At 50.8% G+C, this 14,788-nt stretch carries 6 protein-coding genes; 5 read left to right on the forward strand and 1 reads right to left on the reverse strand.

The window, feature by feature from the left end; genetic code table 11:
* The first annotated feature begins 15 nt into the window (after positions 1–15).
* Positions 16–4,101: a DNA-directed RNA polymerase subunit beta gene (gene rpoB, locus ACNA05_RS09750; protein WP_415811291.1), complete on the forward strand. Its 4,086-nt coding sequence runs from the start codon at positions 16–18 to the stop codon at positions 4,099–4,101.
* Between the two features lie 131 nt (positions 4,102–4,232).
* The gene (gene rpoC, locus ACNA05_RS09755; RefSeq protein WP_415811292.1) at positions 4,233–8,408 is read left to right on the forward strand and encodes a DNA-directed RNA polymerase subunit beta'; all 4,176 of its coding nucleotides are present in this window, start codon (positions 4,233–4,235) and stop codon (positions 8,406–8,408) included.
* An 89-nt stretch (positions 8,409–8,497) separates the two neighbouring features.
* Here rpoC and ACNA05_RS09760 read toward each other — a convergent pair whose 3' ends face one another.
* Positions 8,498–9,331, reverse strand: coding sequence for an SDR family NAD(P)-dependent oxidoreductase (locus ACNA05_RS09760; RefSeq protein WP_415811293.1), 834 nt, complete (start codon positions 9,329–9,331; stop codon positions 8,498–8,500).
* Between the two features lie 125 nt (positions 9,332–9,456).
* Between ACNA05_RS09760 and dnaG the strand changes: the two genes are divergently transcribed.
* The 3 genes from dnaG to ACNA05_RS09775 all read left to right on the forward strand — a co-directional run bounded on the left by dnaG (position 9,457) and on the right by ACNA05_RS09775 (position 14,788).
* Positions 9,457–11,268 carry a DNA primase gene (gene dnaG / locus ACNA05_RS09765; RefSeq protein WP_415811294.1) on the forward strand — a complete coding sequence of 604 codons (1,812 nt, stop codon included), beginning with the start codon at positions 9,457–9,459 and terminating at the stop codon, positions 11,266–11,268.
* Positions 11,269–11,377: 109 nt separating this feature from the next.
* A complete protein-coding gene (gene rpoD, locus ACNA05_RS09770; protein WP_415811295.1) occupies positions 11,378–13,429 on the forward strand; it encodes an RNA polymerase sigma factor RpoD in 2,052 nt (683 codons plus the stop codon).
* Positions 13,430–13,582: 153 nt separating this feature from the next.
* A complete protein-coding gene (locus ACNA05_RS09775; RefSeq protein ID WP_415811296.1) occupies positions 13,583–14,788 on the forward strand; it encodes a dipeptidase in 1,206 nt (401 codons plus the stop codon).

Genomic DNA, 14,788 nt, shown 5'->3' on the forward strand with positions numbered 1-14,788 from the left:
AAGAAGGTGTCTTTGATGTCGCTTACATTCACAGGTAAAAAACGTATCCGCAAAAGCTTTGGGCGCATTCCCGAAGTCGTCCGGATGCCGAATTTGATCGAAGTTCAAAAAAGTTCTTACGAACAATTCCTGCAAAAAAGCATTGATCGGGCTGATCGTGGTAAAGATGAAGGAATGAACGGCGTTTTCAACTCCGTCTTTCCTGTTCGGGATTTTTCTGACCGCGCAGTTCTGGAATATGTGTCTTTCGAGTTCGAGACACCTAAATTTGACGAAGAAGAGTGTCAGCAGCGCGATATTACGTTCGCCGCGCCGCTCAAAGTCAAAATGCGTTTGGTGGTTTTTGATATAGATGACGATACAGGCGCTCGCTCTGTTAAGGACATCAAAGAGCAAGATGTCTATATGGGCGATATTCCGCTCATGACCGATAAAGGCACCTTTATTGTGAACGGAACAGAGCGTGTTATCGTGTCTCAGATGCACCGTTCGCCGGGCGTTTTCTTCAGCCATGACAAGGGCAAGGGCCATAGTTCAGGCAAGTTCCTGTTCTCTGCGCGGATTATTCCTTATCGCGGGTCTTGGCTTGATTTCGAATTTGACGCGAAAGATATTCTTTACGCTCGGATTGACCGTCGCCGCAAATTGCCTGCGACAACAGTTCTTTATGCGCTGGGTATGTCCAAAGAAGAAATTCTGGAACAATATTACGAGTCACTTACATTTAAATTTGATAAGAAAACTGACGGCTGGGTTCGTCCGTTCAATGCTGAGGATTATCGCGGCGCGAAATTGCTGCGTGACCTAGTTGATGCCAAGACCGGCGAGGTTGTTGCGCCGTCAGGCCGCAAACTGACGAAACGCGGCGCGAAAAAGCTTGCCGATGATGGTCTGAAAAACATTCTTATTTCCAATGAGGAAATGTCAGAGCGCTTTGCGGCAGAAGATATCGTCAATACGTCCACAGGTCAGATTTACGCTGAAGCCGGTGACGAACTTTCCATCGAGTCTATGGAGCAGATCAACGAAGCCGGCATTACCGAGCTTTCCGTTCTAAACATCGACTACGTAAATGTTGGGCCGTATATCCGGAACACATTGGCTGCTGATAAAAACGATACCCGTGAGGGCGCGCTTGTCGATATTTACCGCGTTATGCGTCCGGGTGAGCCGCCGACAGCCGAAGCTGCCGAAGATCTGTTCAACTCTCTGTTCTTTGACGGAGAGCGTTATGATCTGTCCGCCGTTGGCCGGGTGAAAATGAACCTTCGTATGGACATGCAGGATGTTGGCGACGAGATCCGCGTTCTGCGTAAGGAAGATATCCTTGCTGTCGTCGATACTTTGACGAAACTGAAAGACGGCATCGGCCAAATCGACGATATCGATAACCTGGGTAATCGCCGCGTTCGTTCTGTTGGTGAATTGATGCAAAACCAATACCGTATTGGTCTGCTCCGTATGGAACGCGCGATCAAAGAGCGTATGCAGTCCGTCGATATTGAAACTGTCATGCCGCATGACCTTATCAATGCAAAACCGGCCGCCGCTGTTGTTCGTGAGTTCTTTGGCTCTTCACAGCTTTCGCAGTTTATGGACCAGACCAACCCGCTTTCTGAGATAACGCATAAGCGTCGTCTCTCTGCGCTTGGACCTGGCGGTTTGACACGCGAACGCGCAGGCTTCGAAGTCCGCGACGTTCACCCAACCCATTATGGCCGTATCTGCCCGATTGAAACGCCCGAGGGACCAAACATTGGTTTGATCAACTCGCTCGCGACACATGCGCGCGTGAACAAATATGGCTTTATCGAAAGCCCATACCGTAAAATCAATAATGGCAAGCTGACAAACGAAGTTGTCTACCTTTCCGCTATGGAGGAGGCGCGTTACACCGTGGCTCAGGCGAACGCCGAGATTAACGATAAAACAGAGCTTGCCTCTGATTTCGTAACTTGTCGGGTGAACGGCGAAGTGACCTTAGTTGCCAGAGAAGATGTTGATTTTATTGACGTCTCTCCGAAACAGCTTGTCTCTGTCGCGGCCGCGCTCATCCCGTTCCTAGAAAATGACGATGCGAACCGCGCCTTGATGGGATCAAACATGATGCGTCAGGCTGTGCCTCTGCTAAAGGCCGAAGCGCCTCTTGTCGGAACCGGCATGGAGTCTGTTGTGGCTCTTGATTCCGGCGCGACGGTTGCCGCGAAACGCGAAGGTATCGTCGAGCAGGTCGATGCAAAGCGTATCGTTATCCGCGCTACTAAGGAAACTGACCTGACACGTTCCGGCGTTGATATTTACAACCTCTTGAAGTTCCAGCGCTCTAACCAGTCAACTTGTATTAACCAGCGTCCATTGGTGACAGTTGGCGACGAAGTTAAAGCTGGCGACATTATTGCAGACGGCCCGTCTACTGATTTGGGTGAATTGGCTTTGGGTAAAAACGTGCTCGTCGCGTTTATGCCTTGGAATGGCTATAACTTTGAAGACTCGATCCTGATCTCAGAGCGTATTGTGCGTGATGATGTCTATACATCGCTTCATATCGAAGAATTCTCTATCATGTCGCGCGATACAAAGCTCGGCCCTGAAGAGATTACTCGCGATATTCCAAATGTCGGCGAAGAAGCTCTGCGGAACCTCGACGAAGCCGGTATTGTGGCTGTAGGCGCTGAAGTTCATGCCGGGGATATCCTGGTTGGTAAAGTAACGCCGAAAGGCGAAAGCCCAATGACTCCGGAAGAGAAACTTCTCCGGGCTATCTTTGGTGAAAAAGCCTCTGACGTTCGCGATACATCCTTGAAACTCCCTCCCGGGGCGTCAGGAACAGTCGTCGAAGTTCGCGTCTTTAACCGTCACGGCGTCGATAAAGATGAGCGTGCAATGCAAATTGAACGCGAAGAAATCGAAGCCTTGGGCAAAGACCGTGATGACGAGCTTTCTATTCTAGAGCGCTCAATCTACGGAACAGTTCAGAACACTTTGATGGGTAAAAACGCAGTCTCCGGTCCGCGCGGCTTTAAGAAAGGCCCTGTGACCGAAGAAACTTTGAACGACATTCCGCGCTCCGATTGGTGGCGTATTGGTGTCGATGACGAGCAAGCGATTGGAGAATTGGAAGCTCTGAAAGAGCAGTATGATTCTTCTAAAGCACGTCTGGACGCCCGTTTTGAGGACAAGGTCGACAAGCTACAGCGCGGCGACGAGCTTCCGCCAGGCGTCATGAAGATGGTTAAAGTCTTTGTTGCTGTGAAGCGTAAGCTTCAGCCAGGTGATAAAATGGCCGGTCGTCACGGAAACAAGGGTGTTATCTCCAAGATTAACCCGATCGAAGACATGCCATTCCTCGAAGACGGCACCGCCGTTGATATCGTGCTGAACCCTCTAGGCGTTCCGTCGCGAATGAACGTTGGTCAGATCCTTGAAACCCATTTGGGTTGGGCCTGTTCCGGTGTCGGCAAAATGATCAACGAAGCTTTGGAAACTTACAAAGCCGAAGGCGATATGTCCGCGCTGAAAGATACGCTACAACATGCTTATGGCGAAGAGGAAACTCTGCCGCGTAAGAATGACGAGCTTATCGAACTTGCCGGGAACCTGACGAAAGGCGTACCAATTGCGACGCCTGTCTTTGACGGTGCCCGTGAGCCGAACATTGTTGAAATGCTGGAAAAAGCAGGTCTGCATAGCTCAGGTCAGGTGACATTGCATGACGGCCGGACTGGGGATCGTTTCACCCGCCAAGTAACAGTCGGATATAAGTATCTTCTGAAACTGCACCACTTGGTTGACGACAAAATTCACGCCCGTTCAATCGGCCCATACTCGCTCGTTACTCAGCAGCCGCTGGGTGGTAAGGCGCAGTTCGGTGGCCAGCGCTTCGGTGAGATGGAAGTCTGGGCTCTGGAAGCTTACGGCGCGGCTTATACGCTGCAGGAAATGCTGACAGTCAAATCCGATGACGTTGCGGGTCGTACGAAAGTGTACGAATCCATCGTTCGCGGTGATGACGGTTTCGAAGCCGGTATTCCGGAGAGCTTCAACGTTCTGGTCAAAGAGATCCGCTCTCTCGGACTGAATGTCGAGCTGACAAACGGATAGAACATAAGACAGGGCAGGGGTGTTGACATCCCTGTTACACTGACTTGTCGGTGAATCGTTCCTATATACGTATTCACCAAAGAATTTTTAGAGAGGCGGGACGCCGTCGCTCACTTTGAAAGGAAAATCCCATGAACCAAGAGGTCATGAACATTTTCAACCCCGCGCAAGAAGGCCCGACCTTCGACCGTATCCGCATATCCCTCGCCAGCCCTGAGAAAATTCTCTCTTGGTCATTCGGGGAAATCCGGAAGCCTGAAACCATTAACTACCGGACTTTCAAACCGGAAAAAGACGGCCTGTTCTGCGCCCGTATCTTTGGCCCTGTCAAAGATTACGAATGCCTTTGCGGTAAATATAAGCGTATGAAGTATAAAGGCGTTGTCTGCGAAAAATGCGGCGTCGAAGTTACTGTTACCCGGGTTCGCCGTGAGCGTATGGGCCATATCGAACTGGCCGCGCCAGTTGCGCATATCTGGTTCTTGAAATCGCTTCCATCGCGTATTTCAACCATGCTCAACATGACGTTGAAAGAAGTCGAGCGCGTTCTTTACTTTGAATCCTACGTTGTAACCGAGCCAGGCCTCACCTCTCTCGAAGAGCGCCAGATCTTGTCCGAAGAAGAGTATATCGACGCGCAGGCCGAATTCGGCGAAGACAGCTTTACTGCCGGTATCGGCGCAGAAGCCGTGCGCGATATGCTGCAAAACCTCGACCTTGAAGCCGAGATTGAGCGCACACGTTTTGACATGACCGAAACCGGTTCTGTTCTTAAACTGAAGAAATTCCGCAAGCGTTTGAAGCTCCTTGAAGCCTTCGTTCAGTCCGGTAACCGTCCAGAGTGGATGGTTCTGACTGTCGTACCGGTTATCCCGCCAGAGCTCCGCCCGCTTGTTCCTCTGGATGGCGGCCGTTTTGCAACGTCTGACCTGAACGATCTTTATCGCCGCGTTATCAACCGGAACAACCGTTTGAAGCGTCTGATTGAACTTCGCGCTCCTGACATCATCATCCGTAACGAAAAACGGATGTTGCAGGAGTCTGTTGATGCCTTGTTTGATAATGGCCGTCGCGGCCGTGTGATTACAGGCGCCAATAAGCGTCCGCTGAAATCCATGTCCGACATGCTTAAAGGTAAGCAGGGTCGTTTCCGTCAGAACTTGCTCGGGAAGCGTGTGGACTATTCCGGACGTTCTGTGATTGTGGTTGGCCCAGAGCTGAAACTGCATGAATGCGGCCTGCCGAAGAAAATGGCCCTTGAGCTGTTCAAGCCGTTTATCTATGCGCGTCTTGATGCCAAAGGTCTGTCTGGTACAGTTAAACAATCCAAGAAATTGGTGGAAAAAGAGCGTCCCGAGGTTTGGGATATTCTCGACGAAGTTATTCGCGAACATCCGGTTCTATTGAATCGCGCACCAACGCTTCACAGACTAGGTATTCAGGCCTTTGAACCAAAATTGACAGAAGGTAAGGCGATTCGTCTTCACCCGCTTGTCTGTTCAGCCTTTAACGCCGACTTTGACGGTGACCAAATGGCGGTTCACGTGCCGCTTTCTATCGAAGCGCAGCTTGAAGCTCGCGTTCTGATGATGTCCACCAACAACATCCTGTCCCCGGCAAACGGTAAACCAATTATCGTCCCGTCTCAGGATATTGTTTTGGGTCTGTACTACATGTCTCTGATGCGCGACGGCGAAAAAGGTGAAGGCATGACATTTGCTTCCATCGAAGAAGTCGAAGCGGCTCTGGACAATGGTATTGTCAGTATTCACTCTAAGGTGAAGGGACGTTTCCCTGTCACGGATGAAGACGGAAATGTAACCTATGAAGTTGCTGAAACGTCTCCGGGTCGTTTGAAATTGGCTGAATTCCTGCCAAATCATCACCTCATTTCTTATGACATCATCAACAAAATCTTGACGAAAAAGGAAATCGGCAAATTGATCGATACGGTCTATCGTCACGCTGGTCAGAAGGCGACGGTTATCTTTGCTGATAAGATGATGGGTCTCGGATTCCGCGAAGCGGCGAAAGCCGGTATTTCGTTCGGTAAAGACGACATGGTCATTCCTGACGAAAAATATACATTGGTGAACGAAACACAGGACCTCGTTTCTGACTTCGAACAGCAATATGCAGATGGTCTCATCACCAAGGGCGAAAAATACAACAAGGTTGTAGATGCCTGGTCCAAATGTACCGACAAAGTGGCCGACGCCATGATGGGAGAGGCCGCGCGCGAGCGTAAGGTTATCAACTCTATCTTCATGATGGCGGACTCCGGCGCTCGTGGTTCGAAGAACCAGATGAAACAACTTGCGGGTATGCGCGGTCTGATGGCCAAGCCGTCCGGCGAGATTATTGAAACTCCGATTACGGCAAACTTTAAAGAAGGTTTGACCGTTATGGATTACTTTAACTCGACCCATGGCGCGCGTAAGGGTCTGGCCGATACCGCCTTGAAAACTGCTAACTCAGGTTACCTGACACGTCGCCTTGTTGACGTTGCGCAAGATTGTATCGTGACCGAGCAAGATTGCGGTACAGAGAACGGCATTGAGCTTAAGCCTGTTGTCGATGGCGGTGAAGTCGTTGTGTCTCTGGGCGAGCGCAGCTTGGGCCGGACATTGGCAGAAGACATTCAAGATCCGCGTTCAGGCGAACTTATGTTCCCGGCAAATACATATGTCGACGAAGATATAGCCGCTGCGATTGATGAATCCGGTTTGCAAAACCTTCGTTCTCGCAGCCCGCTGACTTGCGATACCGTCACGGGGGTTTGCGCGACCTGTTATGGCCGCGATCTGGCGCGTGGTACGAAAGTCAATATGGGCGAAGCTGTCGGTGTTATCGCAGCTCAGTCCATTGGTGAACCCGGAACCCAGCTTACCATGCGGACCTTCCATATTGGCGGTACAGCGTCTGTTTCAGACAAATCTGTCATCGAATCTGCGAATGAAGGTATTCTCCAGTATGACAAGGAAGATGCGATTGAAGCCGGTAAGGTCTTCATTGCGAAATCCCGCAAACTGGAATTCTCTATCATCGATAAAGACGGCAAAGAGCTGGAAACGCATAAGGTCGATTACGGTACACGTCTGTCCAAGAAATCAGGCGCGAAAGTCGCTCGCGGCGATCGTCTGGCCGAATGGGATCCATATGCGACCCCAATCCTGACAGAGGTCGGCGGTACTGTCCGTTTACTTGATATTGTTGATGGTGTTTCTGCCAAAGAAGAAACCGATGAAGAAACCGGTATTTCTTCCAAGGTGATTGTTGACTGGCGCGCCTCTTCGAAATCCGGTGATATCCAGCCTGTGGCGGTTATTGAGGACGAGAACGGCGAACCTATCAAACTACCAAACGGCAACATTGCGCGTTACATGCTCGCTGTCGGCGCGATCCTGTCTGTTCAGGACGGCGCGAAAGTGAAGCCTGGTGCTATCCTGGCGCGTATCGCCAAGGGCGGTGCGACGCAACGGGATATTACCGGTGGTCTACCACGTGTTGCGGAACTGTTCGAAGCGCGTCGTCCAAAAGATGATGCGGTTATCGCGGATATGGATGGTAAGATTGAGTTTACGCGCGATTACAAAAATAAGCGTAAAATCCAGATTACCCCTGAAGATGAAACGATCGAGCCGTCCAGCTTCCTGATTGCCAAAGGTAAGCACATGCTTGTCTCTGATGGCGACAAAGTGAAGAAAGGTGACTTCATCATTGATGGTAATCCTGCGCCGCATGACATTCTGGCGATTATGGGTGTTGAAGCCTTGGCGGAATATCTCGTGGACGAAGTCCAAGGTGTATATCGTCTGCAGGGCGTGCCGATTAACGACAAACATATCGAAGTTATCGTGCGTCAAATGCTGCAAAAGGTCGAAATCTCCGATCCAGGCGATACCACTCTTCTCAAGAATGAGCAGATGGACAAAATCGAATTCAACAAGGTCAACAAGGCCTTGCTGGAGCGCGATAAAAACGCCACCCCTGCTCAGGCTGACCCAGTCCTTCTCGGTATTACCAAGGCGTCTCTACAGACACGCTCCTTCATCTCCGCGGCGTCCTTCCAGGAAACAACCCGCGTGCTGACAGAAGCCTCAGTCCTCGGCAAAGAAGACATGCTCGAAGGTCTGAAAGAGAACGTTATTGTTGGCCGCCTTATCCCGGCAGGTACAGGCGGAAACCTCCGTAAGTATCAGAAGCTGGCAAATGACCGTGATGAGAAGTTCTTGGCCGACAAAGCCGCTGCTGCGCCTCAACTCGAAGAGTTTCCAACGGAAATCGAAGAGGGTGCGGCCGAATAGGGTAAGCCAAGTAAATATTAAAAAAGCCGCTCCAAACGGGGCGGCTTTTTTGTTTTCTATGACTGATGGTAGAGGTTAAGTTTTTGTCCTTATTCGAGTCCAAGCACTTTCAGATTTTCATCATAGTCATTTAAGAGTTGTTTGTTTCGCTCGACCACGGCTTGCCGCGCGTCGGGGTCGTTGAAAACGTGAAGGCGGTTTTTCTCCACAGCGTCGAGGCAAAGCTCTGCATAAACCTCGGCATCCATACCGTTTTCAATGAGCTCTTTGACGGCTTGGTAGTGTTTTGAAGTTCTGATAACCTCTACATATTTCCCAGCGACCGGGGCTTTTTCCGTTGTGTTGTGAATGTTAGACTTCACCCAAGTCGGGCAGAGACAAGAAACACCTATTCCAACAGCCGCCAGTTCTTTCGAAAGAGCCTCGGAATATCCGACAACGGCAAATTTGGTCGTGAAATAAGGCGACATCCCGATGTCGGTGGAATGACCAGCCATGGACGCCGTATTGATGACATGACCGCCTTCCCCTTGCTCTATCAGCGTGGGTATAAAAGCTTCGCACCCATAAATAACGCCCATCACGTTGATATCGACGATCCATTTCCAATCTTCCAACGCGATCTTGCCAGGCCTTCCGCCAAGGCTGACGCCGGCATTATTGAATATGAGGTGAACCTTTCCGAAGGCGTCTAGTGTGGCTTTGACGGCGTTATGTAGATCTTTGGCCTTCGCGACATCGCATAGGACCGAAGCCGTTTGGTCTGGCGCACCTAACGTCTCAACCGCTCGCTCAAGTCCCGGCCCGTCAATGTCGGACAGCATGACTTTCGCGCCGCGCTTAACGAGCGCCTCGCAGAGCGCATAACCAATGCCGGAGGCGGCTCCGGTGACGAATGCAACTTTATTTTCTATTTCGGTCATAAAAATCCCCTTTTAATCTTGATTATAGTTCAGCCCGGGAAGGAAAAGGCATGAATATGTTTAGCGCATATGCAGACCTTCATTCGCGACTCGCAAATATCGATGTTTATGCTTATCTCTAAGCTATGAGGTTTGGCGAAACATTTTTAGACGAAATAAAGGCGCGTGTGCGCCCGTCTGACGTTGTGGGCCGCCACGTGAAGCTTAAACGTCAAGGCCGCGAATTCGCTGGTCTATCTCCTTTTACGAGCGAGAAGACGCCCAGTTTCTTTGTGAACGACGAAAAAGGATTCTACCACTGTTTCTCATCGGGGAAACATGGGGATGCTATATCCTTCTTAATGGAGATAGAGGGGCTTACTTTTCCAGAAGCTGTTGAGAAACTGGCGGGTTTAGCCGGAATGGAAATGCCGAAGTCCGATCCGCAGGCCGAAGCGCGCGCAGCGCGAAACAAGGAAACTATTTCCTGGATGGAGCGGGCCAAAGAGTTTTTCGAACGGTCCCTTTATCGGCAGGTGGGCCAAGAGGCGAGGGACTATTTGTCAAATCGCGGGCTCTCAAGAACGGCCGCAGAATATTTCGGTATGGGCTTCGCGCCCAATGATTTCTCGGCGCTTAAGTCGGAATTGATCCAACAAGGAGCGACAGAACGCCAGCTCGTTGAAGCTGGTTTAATTATCGAATCGGACGATAGGTCCCGCGATAGCTGGGATAGGTTCAGAAACCGTATCATGTTTCCCATTCATGACAGCCGGGGACGTCTCGTGGCGTTTGGCGGCCGGGCCATGGAAAAAGACGCTAAGGCGAAATATCTAAATTCTCCTGAAACCCCAGTGTTTTCCAAAAGCCGCCTGCTTTACAATTTTCACCGCGCCCGAAAGGCCCTAGCGGCCCCTAAGAACGGCTCTCGGGGCATGATCGTTGCCGAAGGGTATATGGATGTCATTGCTCTCTCCCGTGCAGGGTTTGAACATGCGGTCGCGCCTATGGGAACGGCCTTAACTGAGGAGCAACTGGAACTTCTGTGGCGCGCAGGGCCTGAACCAATTCTGTGTTTCGATGGGGATAAGGCTGGGCTCCGCGCAGCCTATCGATCCATCGAACGGGCGCTGCCTTTACTAAAACCCGGCTATTCGCTTCGCTTTGCCTTATTGCCGGAAGGGCAAGACCCTGACGATCTTATTAGGGCAGATGGTCCTCCTGCGATGAAGGCCATTTTAGAAAACGCACTGCCGCTGATTGATATGCTCTGGCGGCGAGAAAGAGAGAAAGAGCCACTTACGACGCCGGAACAAAAAGCGGGTTTGAAAGCAAGGCTTTATGCTGCCTTGGATGAAATAGACCATGCGGACGTCAAGTCTCTATATAAAACAGAACTTTTGGAGCGGTTTGACAAGGCCTATGGATGGAAACCCAATAGGCGACAAAACCGCGCCCAAGAGCCTAAAGCTGATAGGCTGGCAATAAAACGCGATGCGGCAGCGCTTTCAAAAAATAGTCGCCGCGAACGCGCCCTCATAGGCGCTGTCCTCGTCTATCCCGAGTTAATTTCCCGCGTGGATGAGACCCTTTTCGAGCTTCCATTTGCGAATGCTGATTGCGCCCGACTTCAGCGCAGCCTTTTGTCATACTGGCGAGTCACAAAAGCGGTTGAAATCAACGCACTTAATACGCATATATCTGAGGAGGGACTGGAATCCTTGCGTAAGGATATTCTCCGGGACCGATTATTGATAATAGCGGCCATGGGTGGTGCGTCTTCGGATTTGGATACACGAACAGCCTTCTGGGAAGCAGAGGCTACCGCTCTACTAGAGCAAAACCAGACAAGCGACGAAACGCGTGGCACAAGACTGCGAATGGCAGACACCATTCGTGAAGATAATTCGGAAGCGCTTAGGCGCTTGATGCGGGCGGCCAAGCTGGATGACAGTTAGGCGGCACGCGAAGGAAACATATGGCCGTATGTTGGGCTCAACATGCGGCTAAGACTATATTAAAGCCTGAGGTTTATCCTACAGTCTTTGACATTGGAAAGGTGCCTCTATGGCCGGCACAGCCACCTCTACAAAAAAAGACTCTGAAACAACAGAAGTCACAACAGAAGCGAATGCAGCCGCGATCGTCCCAGGCAAGCGCCTTGATATGGATAGTATCGAGGTCAAACGGATGTTGGCTAAGGCCAAGAAAAACTCCGGCCTCTTACCGATTGATGAACTTCGCAAGCATATCGACATGGACGGCATCTCGGCGGACGAGATCGAAGTCGTTTTGGCGGCATTGTCCGAAATCGGTATTTCTGTCTATGATGATACCGAAGAACCGACGATTGGCTCTAAAACTCTGGCGCGGACCGCGACGACAGCTGTCAAAGGCGGGAACTCCAAGGAAGAGCTAGACCGCACGGATGACCCTGTGCGGATGTATCTGCGCGAGATGGGCGTGGTTGAGCTTCTGTCCCGTGAAGGCGAAATTGCGATTGCCAAACGCATCGAGGCGGGCCGGGATACAATGATCAAAGGGCTGTGCGAATCGGCCCTAACTTTCGAAGCGATCATGATCTGGCGCGAAGAACTCGAAGAAGGTCACATTCTCCTTAGAGATATTATCGATCTGGACGGCACCTATAACCAATCTATCGGGAATATTCAGGAAGACCGGTCTCAGGCAGCCGTACGCCGTGAAAAAATCGAAAAAGGCGAGATCGAAGCGACCGAAGAAGATGACCTGTCCAAACCGGTTCATCCGCCGCGCAATAAAATGCCGGAACGCAATTATAAACCCGGCGAAAAACCAATTGAAGATGATGACGAGGATGAGGAAGATAAAACTAACCTCTCCATGGCCTCTATGGAAGCCGCTCTCCGTGATACAATCATGGACAAGCTGGACCGCATTTCCGAGGACTTTAATCGCTTTCAAAAGCTCCAGCAAATGCTCATCAAGGCACGTTTGTCTGGGAAAAAACTACGCAAGCCGCAAGCCGAAGAATATGACCAGATTCAAGAAACAATCATTGAAGAGATCAAATCGCTTCAGCTCAATAATGCTCGTATTGATGCCCTAATCGATCAGCTTTATGCAATTAACAAACGCTTCATCAGCCTCGAAGGACGCCTTATGCGTCTGGCTGACGGCAACGGCGTGCCGCGTCATGAATTTCTGCAAGCTTATTTGGGGTCAGAACTGAACCCGAACTGGATGGAAGACATGGCCGGGCAGTCAGAGGCTTGGGACCGTTTCTTGAAACGCGAAAAAGTCTCTATCGATAAACTCCGCAATGAAATTGGCGGCTTGGCTCAAGAGACAGGCGTTCCTGTCGATGAGTTCAGACGCATCGTTCAGACCGTCCAAAAGGGCGAACGCGAAGCCCGTCAGGCGAAAAAAGAAATGGTCGAGGCCAACCTTCGTCTCGTGATTTCGATCGCCAAGAAATACACCAATCGCGGTTTGCAATTCCTCGACCTGATCCAAGAAGGCAATATCGGCCTGATGAAGGCGGTTGATAAATTTGAATATCGCCGGGGTTATAAATTCTCGACTTATGCGACGTGGTGGATCCGTCAGGCGATTACGCGCTCTATTGCGGATCAGGCCCGGACTATTCGGATTCCGGTTCATATGATCGAGACGATTAACAAAATCGTTCGGACTTCGCGCCAGATTTTGCACGAAATTGGCCGCGAACCGACTCCCGAGGAGCTTTCCGCTAAGCTCTCCATGCCGCTTGAAAAAGTCCGCAAGGTTATGAAGATCGCCAAAGAGCCTATCTCCCTTGAAACGCCAATTGGCGACGAGGAAGATAGCCAACTCGGTGACTTCATTGAGGATAATAATGCGATCCTGCCGATTGAATCTGCTATTCAGTCCAATCTGCGCGAAACAACGACTCGCGTTCTGGCGTCTCTGACGCCGCGTGAAGAACGTGTCCTGCGGATGCGCTTCGGGATCGGTATGAACACAGACCACACGCTAGAGGAAGTCGGACAGCAATTCTCTGTCACACGCGAACGTATCCGCCAGATCGAAGCTAAGGCTCTACGCAAACTCAAACATCCAAGTCGAAGCCGGAAGTTACGATCTTTCTTGGATCAGTAAAGTTTAAACAAACCGCCTTCGGGCGGTTTTTTTAATGTGCAAGACACGTCGAATTTCACGCATTGATTTTGTATGGGTTTCGCTTCACGCTGTCTATAATCGGCGAATGCCATTATAAATATATTTCATAATAAATTTGAAGCGAGGACGATTATGACATTCAAACAATACACACTTTTAGGCCTATCGGCTCTGACATTGGCAGCCTGCCAAACAACGACTTCGGCGCCAGAAATGAGCGTTGCGGAGGTTCATGACGCGGCTCTCACTCTTGATACGCATATCGATATCCCTCTGACTTATATGAGCGAAATTGACCCTGGGCTGGCAACAGACCTTCAAGTCGACCTTCCCAAACTTGTTTCCGGAAAGCTCGATAGCGGGTTTTGGATTGTTTACACGCCGCAAGGCGACCTGACGGCTGAAGGCTATGCCGAGGGCCTCGAGATTGCGGAAACCCGCGTCAAAGCGATCACGCAGATGTCTCAAGCCTATCCAGAGAGTATAGAGATGGCCAGAACGGCAGAGGATGTACGCCGCATTGTTGGCGACGGAAAACATGCTGTTTTGATCGGAATGGAAAATGCTTATCCGTTAGGGGAGAGCGTGGAGTCCATACCTCTTTGGGCGGAACGGGGGGTTCGATATGTGGGCCTGACTCACTTCGGCCACAACCAGTTCGGAGACAGTTCCAACCCTAACCCTGAGCGCGATACAGGCCCGAAATGGAATGGGCTTTCACCGCTCGGTGAAGATTTGGTTCGGGCTTTGAATGAGAACGGGATCATGGTTGATGTCAGCCACACCGGCAAAGCCACAATGATGCAGGCCGCGGATCTATCCACCACCCCGATTATTGCGTCTCATTCGGGCGTAAAAGCCATTGCGGATACAGAACGTAATCTCGACGATGAACAGCTTCGGAAAATTCGCGACGTAAATGGCGTGGCTCAGATGGTGGCCTTGGGAAGCTATGTGAAACTCCCGACACCAGAGCAGAAAGCGGCACGGGACGCCCTGGATGCAGAGTTCGGCGATCGCAGTGCTTGGGACCAAGCTAAGCGTGACGTGTATAGCGAGAGACGCGCCGAAATAACGGCAATGTCTCCAGAGGCAAATGTATCCAATTTTGTCGATCACATTGACCACGCCGTCAGTGTGGCCGGTATCGACCATGTCGGAATCGCGTCAGACTTTGACGGCGGCGGCGGTATTATTGGCTGGAAAGATGCGTCGGAAACAGAAAATGTAACGGCTGAACTGATCCGCCGGGGGTACTCTACCGAAGAGATCGGCAAAATCTGGGGTGGTAATCTCTTGCGGGTTCTTGAAGCCGTCGAAGCCGAAGCGGCAAATTAG

This window comes from Litorimonas haliclonae (assembly GCF_965138505.1).
In the GTDB taxonomy this organism is placed as follows: domain Bacteria; phylum Pseudomonadota; class Alphaproteobacteria; order Caulobacterales; family Maricaulaceae; genus Litorimonas; species Litorimonas haliclonae.